Raw genomic sequence first — 16,972 nt, forward strand, 5'->3', positions numbered from 1 at the left:
GGTGCTTCTCCTCGCCCTCGACACGTCCGCCGCGGCCACCGTCGCGCTCCTGGCCGACGACGCCGTCGTCGGTCGGTTCAGCAGCGGCGACACCCGCTCGCACGCCGAAGTGCTCGCGCCCGCCATCCAGGACATCCTGGCGGCTGCCGGCGTCTCCGGAGCCGATCTCGACGCGGTCGTCGCCGGCGTGGGGCCGGGTCCGTTCACCGGGCTGAGGGCCGGCCTCGTCACGGCGCGGACCCTGAGCTTCGTCTGGGACGTCCCGCTGCACGGCGTGATGAGCCTCGACGCCCTCGCCCTCGATGCCGTGGCGGCTGGCGCAGTCGACGCCGGAAGCACGTTCCTGGTGGGCACGGACGCCCGTCGGGGCGAGGTGTACTGGGCGTCCTACCGCGCGGGCGCCCCGCAGGGCAGGGACGCGGCGACACCGGAGCTGCTGGACGGCCCGCACGTCGGCGCGGCCGGTACCCTCCCGCCGGGCGTGCCGCTGGTCGGACGGGCGGCGAGCCTGTACCCGGCCGACGTCGTCGGTGTCCCGGCCTTCGCCGCGGCTGATCCGGACGCCGTGTCCCTCGGCCGCGTCGCCCGGTCGCGGATCCTCCTGGGTGTGCCGTCGCTGGACACCACGCCGCTCTACCTGCGCGAATCCGATGCGCGCGTCCCCGGACCCCGGAAGCGGGCGACGGCGTGAGCTTCACCCTGCGCGGCCTCGCCTTCGAGGACATCGAGACCATCGGGCGGCTGGAGAACGAGCTGTTCCCCACCGACGCCTGGCCGCTCGAGATGTTCTACACCGAGTTCTTCCAGCCGGACACGCGGCGCTACATCGTCGCCGAGGTCGACGGGGCGGCGGTGGGTTACGCAGGGGTGATGGTCATCGACACGACGGCGGACATCCAGACCATCGGCGTGCTGCCCCGCTTCGAGGGGCAGGGCATCGGGCGGGCCATGCTGGCGGAACTGCTCGACGAGTCCCGACGGCGAGGTGCGGAGACGGTGATGCTGGAGGTCCGCGCCGACAACCCGCGCGCCCAGCAGCTCTACGCCAGGTTCGGCTTCGAGCAGATCCACACCCGGAAGACGTACTACCGGGACGGGGTGGACGCGTGGGTCATGCGGCTCGTCCTGGCCCCCGCGGAAGGGGCGGCGTCATGAGCGCGCAGCCGCTCGTCCTCGGGATCGAGTCCTCCTGCGACGAGACCGGCGTCGGCATCGTCCGCGGGACCGAGCTGCTGACCAACACCGTGTCCTCGTCCATGGACGAGCACGTGCGCTTCGGCGGCGTGATCCCCGAAATCGCGTCGCGGGCCCACCTCGAGGCCTTCGTGCCGACGCTGCGCGCCGCACTCGACGACGCCGGGGTGACGCTCGGGGAGATCGATGCCATCGCCGTCACCGCGGGGCCGGGCCTCTCCGGAGCCCTGATGGTCGGTGTCTCCGCGGCCAAGGCGCTCGCCGTCGCGACGGGCAAGCCGCTCTACGCGATCAACCACCTCGTGGCGCACGTCGGCGTCGGGGTCCTCGGCGGGACGTTCCCCGAGGGGCTGCCGCCGAACCTCGGCGCCCTCCTCGTCTCCGGCGGCCACACGGAGATCCTCCGCGTCGGTGACCTGGCGCACGACGTCGAACTGCTCGGGTCCACGATCGACGACGCGGCGGGCGAGGCGTACGACAAGACCGCACGGATCCTCGGGCTCGGTTATCCGGGCGGTCCTGCCATCGACCGGGTCGCTCGAGACGGTGACCCCAGGGCCATCAGGTACCCTCGCGGGCTGTCCCAGCCCAAGTACATGGGGACGGCCGACGAACCAGGGCCGCACCGCTACGACTGGTCCTTCAGCGGACTCAAGACCGCCGTCGCCCGGAGTGTGGAGCAGTACGAGGCCGCCGGACGCGACCTGCCGGTTGCGGACATCGCCGCGTCCTTCCAGGAGGCCGTGGTGGACATCATCACGTCCAAGGCCGTCCTGGCCTGCCGCGAACACGGGATCACGAACCTCCTCCTCGGCGGCGGGGTCGCCGCAAACCGTCGGCTGCGCGAGCTCGCCGCCGAGCGCTGCGACGCTGCAGGGATCACGCTGACGGTCCCTGCACCGTCGCTGTGCACCGACAACGGGGCGATGGTCGCAGCGCTGGGAGCGCAGATCGTCCTGGGAGGCCTACCGCCGAGCGGCATCACCTTCGGGACCGATCCCTCGCTCCCGGTCACGCGCATCGCCCTGCCGGATGGGAACCATCAGTAGGCGTACCGCTAGGCAAACTAGCTTTACATAAACTGTACTAAGGGCTAGGTTGGGTGCAGGTCGAGAAGACGGCCTGACCCCCTTTGACCTCTGGTGACGCCATGACCATTGCTCCAGCCTCTTCACACCCCTCCACCATCGCTGCCGGTGCTCCGGCCGACCTCCTGGAGATGTCCTCGCAGACCACGCACGGCGACGACGCCGGCTTCGATCGGTGGCCGGGGATGGCCTCGACGGGCGACCTCGGGGCCGTGTCCGCCGAGGCCGAGCCGACGACCCTCCCGTGGTCGCTCGATGATGCGACGACGCGCCAGCTCCGTCGATGGAGCAACCAGCTCTACAGGATCCTCGATTCCGATACCCCGCCCTTCTGGGCCTCCGACGACTACGAGCGGGTCGTCGACGAGCTCGGACGCCGCGAGGAGCAGGCGCGCGAGGGGTCGGCCGGGACCCGCCGTCGGGATTCCTTCCGCGACAATCCGCTCAACCGCCGCTTCGAGCTGTTCCAGGACGGCATCCTGGCCGGCTACGTGTCCTACTCCATGCGGGCCGGGTGCCTGCGGCTGCACCGGACGGTCGTCGCCGAAGCCTTCGAGGGGGCAGGGCTGGAGCAGATCCTCATCCGCAACGTCCTGCTCGACGCCCATAGGCGGCGCCTGTCCGCCCTGCCCTACTGCGGCGAGGTGCAGGCCTTCCTGGCGGGCAACCCGCAGTACAGGGCGCTGCTCGCCGGTTGACCACAGCGTTCCCGAGGGATCTGCCGGCCAGGATGCGGCCGCCGACCACGAGGGCGCGAGACGGGCAAGCGCACGGCAGGGACGCTGCCATGACGGACCCCGTAATCCCGACAGCGTTCCGGGCACCGGGCGGTCTCGTCGGGTGAAGGCACGTAACCTGGGGTGCTGCACCCCAGGAAGCGAGCAGGCCGTGTCCACCCGCGATGATCCCGCCGTTGCGCGCGACTACCCTGTCAGCGCGGCGATCCTGTCGATGGGCCACGGCCAGCGGGCTCTCGCGGCGTCGTACCTGGGCGGCCTGGGTCTCTTCCCCGGACAGGAACTGCTTCTCATGCAGTTGTGGGAGGAGGACGGGCTGTCCCAGAAGGCGCTCGGGATGCCTCAGGGACTGGACCACTCGACCGTCGCGAAGTCCGTCCGCCGGCTCGAGGCCGGGGGACTCATCACCCGGTCGCGGTCTCCCCGGGGCGGCCGGGTCACCCTCGTCCATCTCACCGAGGCCGGCCGCGCACTGCGCGGACCGGTCACCGCGGCCTGGGCAGAGCTGCAGGCGGCTGTCGCCGCCGAGCTGACAGTCGCGGAACAGGTCGACGTCCAGCGGCTCGCCCGGAAGATTGTGGTCGGGATCGACCGGGATCGACCGGGCGAGTGCCGGACGGGACCCTCAGGGTCCCTGAACCACGACCTTGCCGCGCAGGTGCCCACCCTCGCTGAGGCGGTGGGCGTCGGGGAGCGCGGCGAGGGCGAAGGTGGCGGCGATCGACGTCGTGAGAACTCCCCGTGCGGCGAGATCGAGTGCGTCGGCGAAGCCGTCCGCCGTCAGCCGCATGGGGTCCCCGGCCGCCACCGCGACGCCCAGGCCCGGGGCAACATAATTCCGCGACGGCCAGTTCATGGAAGAGGACCGGCCCCCGAGGGGGTCCGGTCCTCTTCCGGCGTTGCGGTCCGTGCCGCATCCCTACCGGCAGGCGGCTACAGCGTGCCCCTGCGGTCGGTGCCGTTCCCCTCGAGGACGGTGCCGTCCTGCAGGCCGCCGGTCTCGGACGGGACCCCGGTCCCGGGGATGCCGTCGACGGCGGGGACGGGATCGACATCCACGACGTCGTCGTCCGCGACGATCGGCGTGGTCTCGGGCACGACCGGGGCGGTCTCGGGGACCACCGGCGCGGCATCGACCACGGGCGTGACCTCCACCGTGGTGTCCTCGTCGTCCTTCTTGTTGGCTGCTGCCGCTGCGACTCCTGCGACCGCGGCGGCCGCGGCGACGCCCACTCCGGCGGCAACCTTGCCGGATACGCCGGCCTTGCCGCTGTCACCACGCGACGAGTCGGCGTCCTCGACCGTCGGCGTGCCGCCGATGCCCGGGACGGTGCCGCGCCACGCGCCGGTGGCGTAGCTCTCGGACTCGATGAACTCCTTGAAGTTCTGCAGGTCCTTCTTGGCCTGGTTCTCGACGACGTTCAGCTTGTCGCCGACCTTCTCCACGAGCCCCTCGGGCTCGTACTCCAGGACGAGGTTGATCCGCGTGGTCCCGCCGAGGTCCTCGAAGGACACGGTGCCCGCGTTGGTGGCACCCTCGGTCGCGGCCCAGGAGACCTTGCGATCGGGGACCTGCTCGACCACCCTGGCTTCCCACTGGCGGCGGATCCCGCCGATCTCCGCGACCCATTCCATGCGGTCGTCGCCGAGCTGGGTGATCTGCTTGACGCCACCCATGAAGTGCGGGAATTCCTCGAACTGCGTCCACTGGTTGTAGACCGTGGTCACTGGAAGATTCACTACGACGGTTTCTTCGACCTTGGTGCTCATTGTGCCTCCCTGGCGTTGTGCGTGCGGTCGCCGACAAACATCATCAGCATGCTTAGCTTATGGGTTGGGCACGCGTCCCGCCAGTACTTCACGCCGGAACAAGGGGGGGAGCGATCTGGGTCAGGAGCTGGGCGGTGGGGTGTCCCCACGCGTCGACGAGCTCCTCGGCGCCTCAGGGCAGATCGCCCACATCCGCGTACTTCCGGCGCCAGTCGCGGCCCTCCTCGCCGCCGTACATCGTCCAGTACTCGCGGCCGGAGGTGATGACGCCGTCCGCCACGGTCCAGAAGGAGACCACGCGGAAGATGCCCACGTCCTCCTGCGGGACCTGGACCTCAGAGACCACCGCCTCCCCGGCGTCGTACACGTTGAGGACGTCGATGCTCCAGCCGTTCGGGTGCTCGGAGTTCACGGCCACCATGTTCGCGCGTCCCCGGATGATCTCGCGCGTGACGGGCCAGAAGACCTCGACATCCTCGGCGAGGGTCCGTCCGACGGCCTCCCAGTCCCTGCTCCAGACGGACTGCCAGTACTGCCGCACGACCTCGATGGATTCCATACGCCGATGCTACTGGCGCAGACCCGCAGGCTGCTCGGCGAGGTGGGGTGCGACGGCCTGCTGGAAGCCCTCGACCGTCCGCGCGACGGCGGTGGCGGGGGCGGTGTCCCAGATCTCCTGGTTGAAGATCTCCACCTCGACGTCGCCCGCGTAGCCCGCACGCTCCACCTCGGCCGTGATCGCGGCGAAATCGATGACGCCGTCCCCGGGGTAGTGGCGGGAGAGCAGCACGTCCGCCGCCAGGGGAGTGCGCCAGTCGCACACCTGGTAGCTCGCGATCCGGTCCTCGCGCCCGGCGCGGACGATCTGCGCCGTGAGGTCCGGGTCCCACCACACGTGGAAGGTGTCGACGACGACGCCCACCACGGCGGGGTCGAACGGGGCGGCGAGATCGAGCGCCTGCCCGAGGGTGGAGATGACGGCCCGGTCCGCTGCGTACATGGGATGCAGCGGCTCGAGGGCCAGCCTCACTCCTGCTGCGCGCGCTTCCGGCGCGAGCTCGGCGAGGGCATCCCCCACCATGGAGCGGGCGCCGGCCAAGTCCCGCGATCCCTGCGGCAGGCCGCCGGCGACCATGACCAGGACGGCGACCGACCCCGGAGCGCCCGCGGCGGCGAGCTGCGCGGTCTCCTCGATGGCCCGGCGGTTGTCGTCCATGGCGGTGCGCCGGGCAGGTCCCTCCGGCACGGTGAAGAACCCTCCACGGCAGAGGCTCGAGAAGCGGAGCCCGGAGCCGGCGAGGAGCCGGCCGGACTCGGGCAGGGAGGCGGCCTGCACCGAGTCCCGCCACAGTCCGATGCTGCCGATCCCCGCGGCGGCGGTGACCTGCAGGGCCTCGGCGAGGGGTGCGTACTTGATGGTGGCCTGGTTGATGGACAGCCGTGGATCCGGCGCGTGGGTCATGCCGGGACCCCGCTGACCGACAGGAGCCCGTGCCAGCGCTCACGGGCGAGCTCCGGCTGCTCGAGTGCACCGCAGTCGTTCGCCAGCCGGACGATCTCCGAGAGGTGCGGCAGGCTGCGGGCCGCGTGCAGTCCGCCCACCATCCCCACGCCGGGCTGGTGCCCGTTGAGCCAGCTGAGGAACGCCACGCCGGTCTTGTAGTAGAACGTCGGCGTGCTGAAGATCTGGCGGGACAGCGCCTCGGTCGGCCCGAGGATGCGCTGGTACGCGTCGTGATCGCCGGCGTCGAGCGCCTGGACCGCCGCGGAGGCGTGCGGGCCGAGCGCCGCGAAGGCGCCGAGCAGGGCATCCGAGTACCCCGAGGAGTCGCCGCCGATGAGCGAGACGTAGTTGAAGTCGTCGCCGGTGAACATGCGCGTCGGCGCGTTCAGCCGGCCGCGGACCGCACGCTCCGAGCCGGCGTCCAGCAGGCTCATCTTCACGCCCGCCACCTTGTCGGGGGCGTTGGCGATGATCTTCAGGAGGGTCGAGGATGCGGCGTCGGTGTCGGGGGACCCGAAGTAGCTGCCGAGTTCAGGATCGAACGCGGCGCCGAGCCAGTGGAGGATCACCGGGGCGCCGGCGGCGGCCAGGACCTCGGCGTACACGCGCTCGTAGTCCTCCGCGGAGCGCGCCGCCCTCGCCAGGTGACGGCTCGCCATCAGGACCACCGACGCACCGGCGTCCTCGGTCAGGTGCAGCTGGTGCTTGAAGGCGTCGACGACGGCATCGAGGGTGATGACGGCGTCGTCCACGTGATCCGTGTTCACCCCGACCACGAGGCCACCGCCCACGGACTGCGCCTCGGCGGCACTGCGGGTGATCAGCTCGCGCGTCGCGGCGGCATCGAGGCCCATGTTCCGCTGCGCGGTGTCCATGGCGTCGGCTACACCGAGTCCCCAGGACCACAGGTGGTGGCGGAAGGCGAGGGTGGCGTCCCAGTCGAGGTCGGCGGGAGCGCCCGGGACGTTGTCCGCCGTCGTCCGCGGCACCACGTGGGCGGCAGCGTAGACGGTGCGGCTCGCGAGGGGCGCCGTGGGCCGGTCGAACGACGGCGCGGCGTTGAGTTCGACGGCGGAGGTGCGCCCCGCCGCATCGACGAGCGTGATCATGCGGAGGCGACCGCATCCTCGAGGGGGAGCGGGGTGGTGCGGACGTCCTCGAGTTCGAGGCGCCGGCCGGAGCGGGAGCTCTCGAGTCCCTGCTCCGCGAGGTACATGCCGCGGGCACCGGCGAGGAAGTCGTACGGGTGGGGGCCGTCCTCGAGGACATGGCGGAGGAAGTCCTCCCACTGCGTCTTGAAGCCGTTCTCGAACACCTCGTTGGTGGGGACGTCGATCCAGTCCGCGTCGTAGTCGTGGGTGTCTTCGAGATCGGGGTTCCACACGGGCTTCGGTGTGGCGTTACGGGGTTGGATCTTGCAGCCGAACAGCCCGACGACGGCGGAACCGTGGGTGCCGTCCACCTGGAACTGCACCAGTTCGTCGCGGTTCACGCGGACCGTCCAGCTCGAGTTCAGCTGGGCCACGATGCCGCCCTCCAGCTCGAACACGGCGTACGCGGCGTCGTCGGCCGTGGCGCGGTAGGTCCGGCCCTGCTCGTCGACGCGCTCGTCGATGTGGGTGACGGCGCGGGCGTACACGGACTCCACCCTGCCGAAGAGGTTCTCCAGGACATAGCTCCAGTGCGGGAACATGTCGACGACGATCCCGCCGCCGTCCTCGGCGCGGTAGTTCCAGCTGGGACGCTGGGCGTCCTGCCACCCACCCTCGAAGACCCAGTACCCGAACTCGCCGCGTACCGAGAGGATCTGCCCGAAGAAACCGGAGTCGATGAGGCGCTTCAGCTTCTGCATGCCCGGAAGGTAGAGCTTGTCGTGCACCACGCCGTTCTTGATGCCGGCCGCCTCGGCCAGGTCGGCCAGCTCGAGGGCGTCCGCCGCCGTCTCCGCGGTGGGCTTCTCGGTGTAGATGGCCTTGCCCGCGGCGATCGCCTTGCGGATCGCGGCCGAACGCGCCTTGGTCACGAGGAAGTCGGCGTAGACCTCCCATGTCGGGTCCGCGAGCACGCTGTCGAGATCGGTGGACCAGTGCTCGATCCCGTGCTTCGCGGCGAGTTCTGCCAGTTTGGCCTCGCTCCGGCCGACCAGGATGGGCTCCACCTGGACGCGGGTGCCGTCCGAGAGCAGCACCCCGCCCTGGTCGCGGATGGCGAGGATGGAGCGCACCAGGTGCTGCCGGTACCCCATGCGCCCGGAGACGCCGTTCATGATGATCCCGATTGTCCTCGTTGACATTGATGCTCCTTGGCTTGCGGCGCGGCTGCTGTTCCCAGCGGCCTTGGAAAACGCTTACCGCGAGTGTAGGTCAAGATCGTGGGAGCGGCAATAAGCCCGGTTCCGGCGGGGTGGCGCAACGGCCGGGGCAGCAGTAGCCGGAGGCGGAGGGCGCGTCAGATCCCGGGGTCGGACCGACGCGGGATCTCACGCCGGGTGCACTGGTCCGGACGCACCCAGGCCTCGCGGGCTATCGAGAACTCGATCCACTGGGCCAGCACCGCGGTCCGCGTCCACGCCATCGCGAACCCGCGGACGGTCTGCCGCGACCCGTCGGGGTACTCGAGGTCCACCCAGAGGGCGGGCGAGGGCGGGACGGACTCCGTGATGCCTTCGGTGGGCGTCTCGAGCTGCACCGGCGGGAGGTACTGGTGTGTCGTGGGCGGCAGCCCGTGCCATCCCGCCGCCTTAGCCACGGCGTCGTCCCGTCGGCTGTCCTCCGCAGCGGACCGTGCGCCGCGGGGCGGGCGGACGGCCGGACGGGCTCGACGGCGGTGCGGTGCTCGTCGTCGTCCGGTCCATGGCACCACTGTACGAGGGGGCGGGAGCCGGCAGGGGGAGGGGCCGTCAGGCCGGGTGGGTGGTCCGCGTGGCCAGGTCCCGTCGCCGGCAGCGCGTCGCCTCGACCCACGCCTCCCGCGCCCGCGAGTACTCGATCCACTGCGCCAGGACGGCGGATCCGGTCCATGCCATCGCGAAGCCCTTCATGGTCCGCCTCGACCCGTCGGGATAGTCGAGGTCCACCCACAGCGCCGGCGACGCGGGCGGCTCGGTGACGTGCCCGCCCGGCGTGTCCAGCTGCAGGGGAGGGACGTAGCGGTCAGCGCTCGGTGGGATGCCGTGCCACCCCGGTCGTTCGGCCATGCCACGAGGGTACGCCGCTGGTCCGACACCCTGGCAGGGCCCTCCGGTGTCCCGCCGCACGCCGCTCGCCGGGACCGCTGGTTCCGAGCGGCCGGCCCGGCTCGCGACGGCGCTACTGCTCTGTGTCGTCCTCGGAAGCCGAGTGGGCCCGGACCAGGTCGTCGCAGAAGCGCGCCCTCCGCCTCGGCGGCAGGTCGTCGACCATCTCGTTCACGGCGAGCGCGAGCAGATCGCACTCGAGCGGCGGCAGGGGGATCAGACCGGCCAGGTAGGCCTCGACCTCGTACTCCTCGACCTCGCCGCCGAGCGAGAAGTAGCGCAGCCACACCTCACCGGTCGAGAAGCCGGCCTCGACGATGGCGGCGTTGATCGATGCCCGCTGCTCCTCTGCGTAGGGGAATCCGGCCACTAGGCGTCACTGCCCTCGGAGGTACCGTGGCCGTTCACGATCTCCGCGGTGAGCCGGCGGAACGGAATGCCGGTGCTGCGGGCGCGGGCCGTCAGGGAGGCGAGCGCCTCCGCCTCCGTCAGGCCCTCACGCTGCATGATGATCCCCTTCGCGATGCCCACGAGGTCCCGCGATCGCAGGGACTCCCGGAGCTCCCTGCTGATGCGCGTGGACGTATCGGTGGTCTGCACGTGACCGAGCAGCGCCGAGGCTGCGACGGACAGGCTGCGGAGCCGGGTGCGGTCGGACTCGTCGAAGGCCGCCGGGGTGGTGGAGTAGACCTTCATGGCGCCGATCGCATCGCGTCCCCGCATCAGCGGAACGCTGAAGCAGGCCCTGATGCCCGCGGCGTCCGCGGCGACGCTCCACGCCGGGAAGCGGCTGTCCGAGGCGGTGTCCTCGACGGTGACGGGCGACCGGGTGGCCCAGGCCGCCAGGCACGGGCCCTCACCCAGGCTGTACTGGAGGTCGTCCGCCGTGCGCACGAGGGCGTCGGTGGCACCGACGCTGGTGCGCTCCGCGTCGTGGATGAGGGAGACGCCGGCGCCGATCGCGTTGGGCGTGGTCTCCTGCGCGACCTGCGCGAGGAGGTCCACGGCATGCTGCGCGGTCTCCTGCGTCAGCGTCAGGCCGCGGATGCGGCCCAGGGTGGCACCCAGCTCGCTGGAGAGGGGAAAGGAATCCATCAGTAGCCTCGAACGTCATGCCAGGCTTGATCCTGGCGCTGCGGGCCTCCTGCTAGACCACGATCGCACGTTTCCGGCGATCAGCTGACCCCATCGTAACCGTGCAGGTGCCGGGACCCGTCGCCGCTGGGAAATTGCTCCCCGAAAGCCGCGATCGTCTGGTTAGGATTGTCGCGACGACGCCACGGTCGCCGTGCCCACGGTCCCTGATCGATGGAATGGACGTGTCGGCGTCGTGCCGTCCCCAACGAGTGTGAGGTGCTCCGCGCCATGACGAACGACGATTTGCAGAAGATCCGCGTGGCCGCGGCGGACAAGGAGGACGTCGAGTTCGAGCTCGACCGCGCCGAGCTGGTCCTGCAGGAGGCGGTGGCAGAGGCGCTCGTCCACGGTGAGGACATCGCCGTCGTCGCGGAGCTGGCAGAACTCCCGGTCGAGGACGTCGCAAAGCTCGCGGCACAGGAGGCTGCCCCGGGCTCCGTCCTGCCCTTCTGACGGGATCCGGCCGGGGCCGGACGTGCCCTACCGCGGCGGAGTGCTCTCCCGGATGACGGTCTCCGTCGGAATCGCGCCGGGCCCTGCCGAAGCGCCGGTCCCATCGCCGTCGTGGGCGGTACCCGTGGCGAGCCGGAGGGCGCGGCGTCCCACGTCCTCCAGGGGGATCCGCACCGTGGTGAGCGCGGGCGCGATGTCACGGACGGTCGGGATGTCGTCGTAACCTGCCACGCCGATGTCCTGTCCGGGCACCAGGCCCGCGTCGCGCAGTGCCGAGACGACGCCCACGGCCATGACGTCGTTGACCGCGAAGATGAGGTCCACGCCGGCGCCGGCGGCCAGGAGTTCCTGCGTGCCGCGGTATCCGCCGTCGCGCGTGAAGTCGGCGTGGATGATGCGCTCGGCCGGCAGCCGGACGCCGTGCTCCGCGAGCCCGGCCGTGAAGCCTGCGAGCCGCTCCTGCGCGGTCCTGATCTCGGCGGGCCCGGCGATCACGGCGACGTCCCGGTAGCCGAGGCCGGCCAGGGCGACGGCGAGGTCCCGCGCGCCTCCGTGGTTGTCGAGCAGCACCGTCGCGAACGGCGCCGCGTCCTGGCTGATGAAGGCGACCTTGCCGCCCGTGTCCTCGAAGGAGGACAGCTCCGCGCGCAGGTGCTCCTCGAAGGGCGATCCCGTGGTGCGGGACCCCGCGAGGATCATCACCCGGGGACGCTGGCCGCGGAGGGCCCGGACGGTATCCAGTTCGCGCTGCGAGTCACGGCCGGTCACGGCGATGGTCACCACGAGGTTCTCCTCGCTCGCGGCGTCGATCACCCCGGCCGCGATGCTCGAGAAGTAGGGATCGGCGATGTCCGCTACGAGGAGCGCCACGGTGGTGGTGCTGCCCTTGGCGACCGCCTGGGCGAACAGGTTGGTGGTGTAGCCGAGCCGCTGCGCGGCCTCCACCACGCGGAGCCGGTAGGACTCGTTCACCTTGCGCGCGCTGCCGTTCAGCGACCGGGATGCCGTGGCGAGGGAGACGCCTGCCTCGCGGGCGACGTCGTGCAGCGTCGCGGGACTCTTGCTGGCCGGTGCCGACATCGCTCGTACTCCTGGGGGTCCGGGCTCCGGCCGTCCGGCCGCACCCTGGTGGATCTTCCGCGTCAAAGGGCCATTCTTGCACGGTGCCAGGCCGGCCCTCCGAGGCTGGTAAGCGCTTTCTCTGTTACTGTTCCGAGAACCGTACTGCCGACCGACCCGGGAGGATCCATGCCCCAGCCCGTCCCGATCGGAGCGCCTGCACCGTCCGCCGACCCCACTGGGTCCGGCAGGGCCGATGGCCCGGCCCCGCTGCTCCGGGCCGCCATCCTGGGGACGGGCGGCGTGGCGCATCTCCACGCAGCTGCGCTCGCGGGCCTCGACGGGGTGCACCTCGTGGCCGCCGCGGACCCTTCCGGGCAGCACCTGACGGACTTCGCCGGCGCCTACGGCGTGCCCTCCCGGTTCGCCTCCCTCGAGGACCTCCTCGAGGGAGGCGGCGTCGACGTCCTGCACATCTGCACGCCGCCCGGCGGTCATGCCGAGCAGACCGCCGCCGCCGTCCGCGCGGGTGCGCACGTCGTCGTCGAGAAGCCCGCGGCCCTGAGCCTCGACCAGCTCGACACCATGCTTGACGCCGCCCACGCCGCACGACGCGGACTCGCCGTCGTGTTCCAGCAGCGATCCGGGTCGGCGGCGGCCAGGGTCAAGGAACTGCTCGACTCCGGTGTCCTCGGCAGGCCGCTGTCCGCGCTCTGCCAGACGCACTGGTACCGCACACCCGAGTACTTCGCCGTGCCGTGGCGCGGTACCTGGGCCACCGAGGGCGGCGGCACCACCCTCAGCCACGGCAGCCACCAGATCGACCTGCTCGCATACCTCCTCGGTGAGTGGGAGTCGGTGCACGCGACGCTCTGGCGTCAGCAGCACGACATCGAGACCGAGGATCTGGCGCACGCATCGCTCGTCTTCGCCTCCGGGGCCGTGGCGTCGGTGGTCACCACCGTCCTCGGGCCCCGTCAGTCGAGTCTCATCAGGATCGACACCGAGCACGCGACCATCGAGCTGGAGCACCTGTACGGGCACGCGCACGCCGACTGGACGATCACCCCGGCGGCCCATGTCGACGAGGAGACGTCCTCGGCATGGGTCCTGCCCGAGCTCGAGATCCCCAGCGGGCACGACGCGCTCCTCGCCGAGATCTACGCATCACTGCGCTCCGGTGGGGGCATGCCCCCGATCGTGTCCCACCCGAGCCGGGCGCTCGAGATCGTCACGGGGATCTACGCGTCGGCGCGCGAGGGCCGCTGGCTGGCCCGCGCGGACCTCGCCGACCCGGCGCTGCGGGGGCCGCTGGCCGCCCCCGTCACGGACGGCAGGCGCCGCGCGGACGGGACCGGCGGGACGACGGCGTGAGCGCCTCCGTCCCCCTCTCGGTCGGTGGGCGCCGGGCGGGACTCCTGCACGACGGCACCGACGAGCCCGCCGTCCACTCACCGCGCCCCTTCGTCCACCCGCTCCTCACGCCCGGCGGGCTGACGGTCTCCGGTGATCGGCCGTCCGACCACCCCTGGCACCACGGCCTGGGGATCGCCGTCTCGACGGTGACGGTCACCGGGCAGGCCCATCCCGTCAACTTCTGGGGAGGCCCCACCTTCCTGTGGGGCGAGGGCTACGTCCAGCTGCCGAACAACGGTGTCCAGCAGGTCGGCTCCGCCGACAGCGCTGTCACCGACAGCGCTTCCACCGACGGCGCTTCCACCGACGGCACCGACGGCCGCGTGCGGCAGCAGCTCGTCTGGCGGGCGGCGGACGGCACCGAGGTCCTCGCCGAGGAGAGGAGCTGGCGCGTGGACACCATCCGGGCCGGCGGCGTCGACTGGTTCCGCACCACGGTCAGCAGTCGCTGGACCAACACCGGCGGGGGCGGCCTGGCGTTCGGGAGCCCGACCACGTCGGGACGGCCAGCTGCCGGCTACGGCGGATTCTTCCTGCGGCTGGCGCAGACCTTCGACGGTGCGACCGTCCTCGGCGCCCCCGATCCGAGCCCCGCGCGTGACCCGGATCGGGGCGCCGGGGGAGTAGGGCCGCCCGCGCCCACCGCCGTCGAGCTGGACGAGGCGGAGGCCATGGGGCGCCGGGGGTCCTGGCTCGGCGTCCGTGCAGCGACGGCATCGGTGCTCATGGTCGCCGGGCGGGGTGCTCACGGCGGGCCTACGCCCTGGTTCGTGCGGACCACCGGTACCCCGATGCTGTGTGCGGCGCCGTTCTTCCACGAGGAGGTCCCGCTCGCCCCGGCGGCCACGGTGGACTGGACCTGGTCCGTCCTCGTCGCCGACGGTGCCGTCCCGGGCACGGCCTTCGCGGCGGCGGCGCGCGTGCCGTTGCCGGCGGTCGGCCGGGTGGATCCACCAGGCATCTAGGCTGGGCCCATGGCCCTCATCCACGACGTCACCCTGCGCCCCTCCAAGCTCGAGCTCCTCGTCGGGTGGCTGCCGCAGCAGCCCTGGGCGTCCGGGCTGTCGGGGGCACCGGCCCGCGTGGCATCCTTCCGCTTCGACGATCCCGAGGGCGAGGTGGGCGTGGAGACCCTGCTGATCGGCGTGGGGCCGGATCTGTTCCAGATTCCCCTGACCTATCGTGGCGCGCCGGTGGACGCGTGGACCGGGCACCTCGTGGGCACGCTCGATCATCCCGCACTGGGGCAGCGCTGGGTGTGCGACGGCGTCGCCGATCCCGTGTACCTCGCCACCCTCGCGGAGGCGGTGTACGACGGCGCCCCGCAGGCCGAGCAGTTCCATGAGGTCGAGGGCCGGCGGTTACCGATCGAGCCCACCCTCACGCTCGCGTGGTCGGAGGGCGGGGACCGCCGCACGGAGTCCGCGGCGGACCGTGCCGTCGCCCGCCTGGAGACCGCCCGCGGACTGGTGCTGCTGTTCCGTACCCTCGACCCGCGCGCCGAGGTCGTCGGCCGGACAGCTCTGCTCGCCTCACGGGAGGACTGGACGGTGCAGCTCGCAGCCGCAGGCTAGACGACAGCGAAGGAGCGCGGCAGCGCCGCATGCGCCCCGACCGCCGTCCCGGGGGCTAGAGGCCGAGCTTCTCGAGCACCGGCAGTTCCGCCCGTGCGCGGGTCTTCGCCTCGGCCGCCGTGGGAGCGGCGACCGCAATCCCGGCGATCCGCTGGGCGTCGGCAAGTGTCACGCTGGCGAGCACGGCGCCCACCCCGGCGAGGGCGCGCGGCGTCATCGACAGCGTCGAGACGCCGAGCCCCACGAGCACGACGGCGAGAGCGGGATCCGCCGCAGCCTCGCCGCACACACCCACCGGCTTGTCGTGACCCTCCGCGGCGGAGCCCTGCACGGTCAGCTGCACCATGCGGAGCACCGCGGGCTGCCACGAGTTGTTGAGGGCCGCGAGTGAGCCGAGCTGGCGGTCGGCCGCCATGGTGTACTGCGTGAGGTCGTTGGTGCCCAGGCTCGCGAAGGCCACCTCACCGAGGATCGCCTCCGCCATGACCGCGGCGGAGGGGACCTCCACCATGACGCCCGGGGTCTGCAGACCGGCGGCGGCGCACATGCGGGCGAAGTCGGCCGCTTCCTCGGCGGTCGAGATCATCGGTGCCATGACCCACACGTCGGCGGTGGCCTGTGCTGCGGCATCGGCGATCGCCGCGAGCTGGCGCTCGAGGACACCCGGGGAGGTGAGGTCGGTCCGGTAGCCGCGGACGCCGAGGGCCGGGTTCGGTTCGGAGGCGTCGGTGAGGAAGGGCAGCGGCTTGTCGGCGCCCGCATCGAGCGTGCGCACCACCACCTTCCTGCCGGGGAACGCGTCGAAGACACCCTTGTACGCCTCGATCTGCTCCTCGGCCGTCGGTTCCGTGTCGCGTTCCAGGAAGCAGAACTCCGTGCGGAGCAGGCCGACTCCCTGGGCGTTCGCCTCGGCTGCCTTGACGGCGTCCTTCGCTCCGCCCACGTTGGCGAGCAGGGGGACCTCGTGACCGTCGGAGGTGACGCCCACGCCGTCGAACACGGTGAGGGCGGCGGCCGCCGTCCTGTAGGCCTCGGCGGCGGCTTCCTCCTCCGCGCCGGGATCGAGGGCGATGGTGCCCGCGGCGCCGTCCACGTAGACCACGGCGTCCTTCTCGATCCCGTCGACACCCGTCGCGGCGACGACGGCGGGCAGGCCCAGTGAGCGCGCGATGATCGCGGTGTGGGACTGCGGACCGCCACCCGAGGTGACGAGGGCGAGGACCATGGCGGGATCGAGTGTGGCGGTGTCGGCGGGGGCGAGGTCCTCGGCGACGAGGACGAAGGGCGTGTCGGAGGAGGGGATGCCGGGTGCTGGCAGGCCGCGCAGTTCGGCGACGATCCGCGCCCGGACATCCAGGACGTCGGCCGTCCTCTCGGCCATGTAGCCGCCGAGGTTGTGGAGCATCTCGGCGACCGATGCGCCGGCCTCCCACACGGCGCGGGCCGGGGACGTCCCCTTGGTGATCAGCTTCGTCGCGGACTTCAGCAGCATGGGGTCCGCAGCCATGAGTGAGGTCGCCTGGAGCACGGCCTTCGCGTCGCCCTTGGCGGTGCCGGCGCGGCGCTTCAACTCCTCCTGCACCGCCTTCGACGCGGTCTTCAGTGCGGCGACGGCCTCGTCGGGAGCGTCCGGGGAGTCGTGGCGTTCACCTGCGGGAGGTTCGCTGACGGGTGTCGGCATGTGGCGGACGGGTCCGATCACGCGTCCGGGACTAACTCCGACCCCTGCGAAATTCTCCATTGAACGTCCTCGTTTCCTTGCCGGTGGTGGTCTCGGTCTAACACCATTGTGCCGCCGGACGCAA

At 71.7% G+C, this 16,972-nt stretch carries 20 protein-coding genes and 1 pseudogene; 9 read left to right on the plus strand and 12 right to left on the minus strand.

Features of this window, described 5'->3' with window-relative positions; all coding sequences use genetic code 11:
- Position 1 precedes the first annotated feature (1 nt).
- The 5 genes and pseudogenes from tsaB to ACTIMO_RS08445 form a co-directional block, all read left to right on the plus strand.
- Complete coding sequence (gene tsaB, locus ACTIMO_RS08425) at positions 2-691, plus strand: tRNA (adenosine(37)-N6)-threonylcarbamoyltransferase complex dimerization subunit type 1 TsaB (protein WP_422390363.1); 690 nt, start codon at positions 2-4, stop codon at positions 689-691.
- A complete protein-coding gene (rimI, locus tag ACTIMO_RS08430) occupies positions 688-1,155 on the plus strand; it encodes a ribosomal protein S18-alanine N-acetyltransferase (protein ID WP_448182130.1) in 468 nt (155 codons plus the stop codon). The genes tsaB and rimI overlap by 4 nt, the downstream gene beginning before the upstream one ends.
- Positions 1,152-2,243 (plus strand): tRNA (adenosine(37)-N6)-threonylcarbamoyltransferase complex transferase subunit TsaD, encoded by a 1,092-nt coding sequence (tsaD, locus tag ACTIMO_RS08435; protein WP_448182131.1) that lies wholly within the window; start codon positions 1,152-1,154, stop codon positions 2,241-2,243. Before rimI ends, tsaD begins: the two co-directional genes overlap by 4 nt.
- A 101-nt stretch (positions 2,244-2,344) precedes the next feature.
- Positions 2,345-2,980 carry a GNAT family N-acetyltransferase gene (locus ACTIMO_RS08440; RefSeq protein ID WP_055768263.1) on the plus strand — a complete coding sequence of 212 codons (636 nt, stop codon included), beginning with the start codon at positions 2,345-2,347 and terminating at the stop codon, positions 2,978-2,980.
- A gap of 253 nt (positions 2,981-3,233) precedes the next feature.
- Positions 3,234-3,479: pseudogene (locus ACTIMO_RS08445) on the plus strand (MarR family transcriptional regulator); the annotation flags it as partial.
- Positions 3,480-3,644: 165 nt separating this feature from the next.
- Here the strand turns inward: ACTIMO_RS08445 and ACTIMO_RS08450 are convergent.
- The 10 genes from ACTIMO_RS08450 to ACTIMO_RS08495 all read right to left on the minus strand — a co-directional run bounded on the left by ACTIMO_RS08450 (position 3,645) and on the right by ACTIMO_RS08495 (position 10,623).
- The gene (locus ACTIMO_RS08450) at positions 3,645-3,875 is read right to left on the minus strand and encodes a zinc-binding dehydrogenase (RefSeq protein WP_055768266.1); all 231 of its coding nucleotides are present in this window, start codon (positions 3,873-3,875) and stop codon (positions 3,645-3,647) included.
- 77 nt (positions 3,876-3,952) lie between these two features.
- Positions 3,953-4,759 carry an SRPBCC family protein gene (locus tag ACTIMO_RS08455; RefSeq protein WP_448182132.1) on the minus strand — a complete coding sequence of 269 codons (807 nt, stop codon included), beginning with the start codon at positions 4,757-4,759 and terminating at the stop codon, positions 3,953-3,955.
- Positions 4,760-4,961: 202 nt separating this feature from the next.
- Positions 4,962-5,348, minus strand: a complete 387-nt coding sequence (locus ACTIMO_RS08460; protein ID WP_448182133.1) for a nuclear transport factor 2 family protein — start codon at positions 5,346-5,348, stop codon at positions 4,962-4,964.
- A 9-nt stretch (positions 5,349-5,357) separates the two neighbouring features.
- Positions 5,358-6,251, minus strand: a complete 894-nt coding sequence (locus ACTIMO_RS08465; protein WP_448182134.1) for a sugar phosphate isomerase/epimerase family protein — start codon at positions 6,249-6,251, stop codon at positions 5,358-5,360.
- Positions 6,248-7,402, minus strand: a complete 1,155-nt coding sequence (locus ACTIMO_RS08470) for a dihydrodipicolinate synthase family protein (protein WP_448182135.1) — start codon at positions 7,400-7,402, stop codon at positions 6,248-6,250. The genes ACTIMO_RS08465 and ACTIMO_RS08470 overlap by 4 nt, the downstream gene beginning before the upstream one ends.
- The gene (locus tag ACTIMO_RS08475) at positions 7,399-8,586 is read right to left on the minus strand and encodes a Gfo/Idh/MocA family protein (RefSeq protein ID WP_055768278.1); all 1,188 of its coding nucleotides are present in this window, start codon (positions 8,584-8,586) and stop codon (positions 7,399-7,401) included. The genes ACTIMO_RS08470 and ACTIMO_RS08475 overlap by 4 nt, the downstream gene beginning before the upstream one ends.
- A 155-nt stretch (positions 8,587-8,741) precedes the next feature.
- Positions 8,742-9,041, minus strand: a complete 300-nt coding sequence (locus tag ACTIMO_RS08480; protein ID WP_448182136.1) for a hypothetical protein — start codon at positions 9,039-9,041, stop codon at positions 8,742-8,744.
- A gap of 151 nt (positions 9,042-9,192) precedes the next feature.
- Positions 9,193-9,489 (minus strand): hypothetical protein, encoded by a 297-nt coding sequence (locus tag ACTIMO_RS08485; RefSeq protein ID WP_055768284.1) that lies wholly within the window; start codon positions 9,487-9,489, stop codon positions 9,193-9,195.
- A 112-nt stretch (positions 9,490-9,601) separates the two neighbouring features.
- Positions 9,602-9,898: a hypothetical protein gene (locus ACTIMO_RS08490; protein WP_448182137.1), complete on the minus strand. Its 297-nt coding sequence runs from the start codon at positions 9,896-9,898 to the stop codon at positions 9,602-9,604.
- A complete protein-coding gene (locus tag ACTIMO_RS08495) occupies positions 9,898-10,623 on the minus strand; it encodes a GAF and ANTAR domain-containing protein (protein ID WP_448182138.1) in 726 nt (241 codons plus the stop codon). Before ACTIMO_RS08495 ends, ACTIMO_RS08490 begins: the two co-directional genes overlap by 1 nt.
- 270 nt (positions 10,624-10,893) lie before the next feature.
- Here ACTIMO_RS08495 and ACTIMO_RS08500 point away from each other — a divergent pair, with 270 nt between their 5' ends.
- Positions 10,894-11,118 (plus strand): hypothetical protein, encoded by a 225-nt coding sequence (locus ACTIMO_RS08500; protein ID WP_157365757.1) that lies wholly within the window; start codon positions 10,894-10,896, stop codon positions 11,116-11,118.
- A gap of 27 nt (positions 11,119-11,145) precedes the next feature.
- Here the strand turns inward: ACTIMO_RS08500 and ACTIMO_RS08505 are convergent, their stop codons facing one another.
- A complete protein-coding gene (locus ACTIMO_RS08505; RefSeq protein ID WP_448182139.1) occupies positions 11,146-12,198 on the minus strand; it encodes a LacI family DNA-binding transcriptional regulator in 1,053 nt (350 codons plus the stop codon).
- A gap of 168 nt (positions 12,199-12,366) precedes the next feature.
- Between ACTIMO_RS08505 and ACTIMO_RS08510 the strand changes: the two genes are divergently transcribed.
- The 3 genes from ACTIMO_RS08510 to ACTIMO_RS08520 are packed head-to-tail and all read left to right on the plus strand — an operon-like array spanning position 12,367 to position 15,167.
- Positions 12,367-13,551, plus strand: a complete 1,185-nt coding sequence (locus ACTIMO_RS08510) for a Gfo/Idh/MocA family protein (protein WP_448182140.1) — start codon at positions 12,367-12,369, stop codon at positions 13,549-13,551.
- Positions 13,548-14,558 carry a DUF6807 family protein gene (locus ACTIMO_RS08515; RefSeq protein WP_448182141.1) on the plus strand — a complete coding sequence of 337 codons (1,011 nt, stop codon included), beginning with the start codon at positions 13,548-13,550 and terminating at the stop codon, positions 14,556-14,558. The genes ACTIMO_RS08510 and ACTIMO_RS08515 overlap by 4 nt, the downstream gene beginning before the upstream one ends.
- A gap of 9 nt (positions 14,559-14,567) precedes the next feature.
- Positions 14,568-15,167 carry a maltokinase N-terminal cap-like domain-containing protein gene (locus tag ACTIMO_RS08520; RefSeq protein WP_448182142.1) on the plus strand — a complete coding sequence of 200 codons (600 nt, stop codon included), beginning with the start codon at positions 14,568-14,570 and terminating at the stop codon, positions 15,165-15,167.
- Positions 15,168-15,222: 55 nt separating this feature from the next.
- Here the strand turns inward: ACTIMO_RS08520 and ptsP are convergent, their stop codons facing one another.
- Positions 15,223-16,908 (minus strand): phosphoenolpyruvate--protein phosphotransferase, encoded by a 1,686-nt coding sequence (gene ptsP, locus ACTIMO_RS08525; protein WP_448182143.1) that lies wholly within the window; start codon positions 16,906-16,908, stop codon positions 15,223-15,225.
- Between the last annotated feature and the right edge of the window lie 64 nt (positions 16,909-16,972).

The sequence above is a fragment of the Arthrobacter sp. CP30 genome (assembly GCF_053470025.1).

Excerpts from the sequence above, each read along its gene's own strand:
- ACTIMO_RS08475 (WP_055768278.1), bottom strand. The coding sequence starts at position 8,586 with ATGTCAACGAGGACAATCGGGATCATCATGAACGGCGTCTCCGGGCGC.
- ACTIMO_RS08450 (WP_055768266.1), bottom strand. The coding sequence starts at position 3,875 with ATGAACTGGCCGTCGCGGAATTATGTTGCCCCGGGCCTGGGCGTCGCG.
- tsaD (WP_448182131.1), top strand. The coding sequence starts at position 1,152 with ATGAGCGCGCAGCCGCTCGTCCTCGGGATCGAGTCCTCCTGCGACGAG.
- ACTIMO_RS08505 (WP_448182139.1), bottom strand. The coding sequence starts at position 12,198 with ATGTCGGCACCGGCCAGCAAGAGTCCCGCGACGCTGCACGACGTCGCC.
- ACTIMO_RS08460 (WP_448182133.1), bottom strand. The coding sequence starts at position 5,348 with ATGGAATCCATCGAGGTCGTGCGGCAGTACTGGCAGTCCGTCTGGAGC.
- ACTIMO_RS08440 (WP_055768263.1), top strand. The coding sequence starts at position 2,345 with ATGACCATTGCTCCAGCCTCTTCACACCCCTCCACCATCGCTGCCGGT.
- ACTIMO_RS08495 (WP_448182138.1), bottom strand. The coding sequence starts at position 10,623 with ATGGATTCCTTTCCCCTCTCCAGCGAGCTGGGTGCCACCCTGGGCCGC.
- ACTIMO_RS08485 (WP_055768284.1), bottom strand. The coding sequence starts at position 9,489 with ATGGCCGAACGACCGGGGTGGCACGGCATCCCACCGAGCGCTGACCGC.
- ptsP (WP_448182143.1), bottom strand. The coding sequence starts at position 16,908 with ATGGAGAATTTCGCAGGGGTCGGAGTTAGTCCCGGACGCGTGATCGGA.
- ACTIMO_RS08465 (WP_448182134.1), bottom strand. The coding sequence starts at position 6,251 with ATGACCCACGCGCCGGATCCACGGCTGTCCATCAACCAGGCCACCATC.
- ACTIMO_RS08510 (WP_448182140.1), top strand. The coding sequence starts at position 12,367 with ATGCCCCAGCCCGTCCCGATCGGAGCGCCTGCACCGTCCGCCGACCCC.
- ACTIMO_RS08470 (WP_448182135.1), bottom strand. The coding sequence starts at position 7,402 with ATGATCACGCTCGTCGATGCGGCGGGGCGCACCTCCGCCGTCGAACTC.
- ACTIMO_RS08500 (WP_157365757.1), top strand. The coding sequence starts at position 10,894 with ATGACGAACGACGATTTGCAGAAGATCCGCGTGGCCGCGGCGGACAAG.
- ACTIMO_RS08520 (WP_448182142.1), top strand. The coding sequence starts at position 14,568 with ATGGCCCTCATCCACGACGTCACCCTGCGCCCCTCCAAGCTCGAGCTC.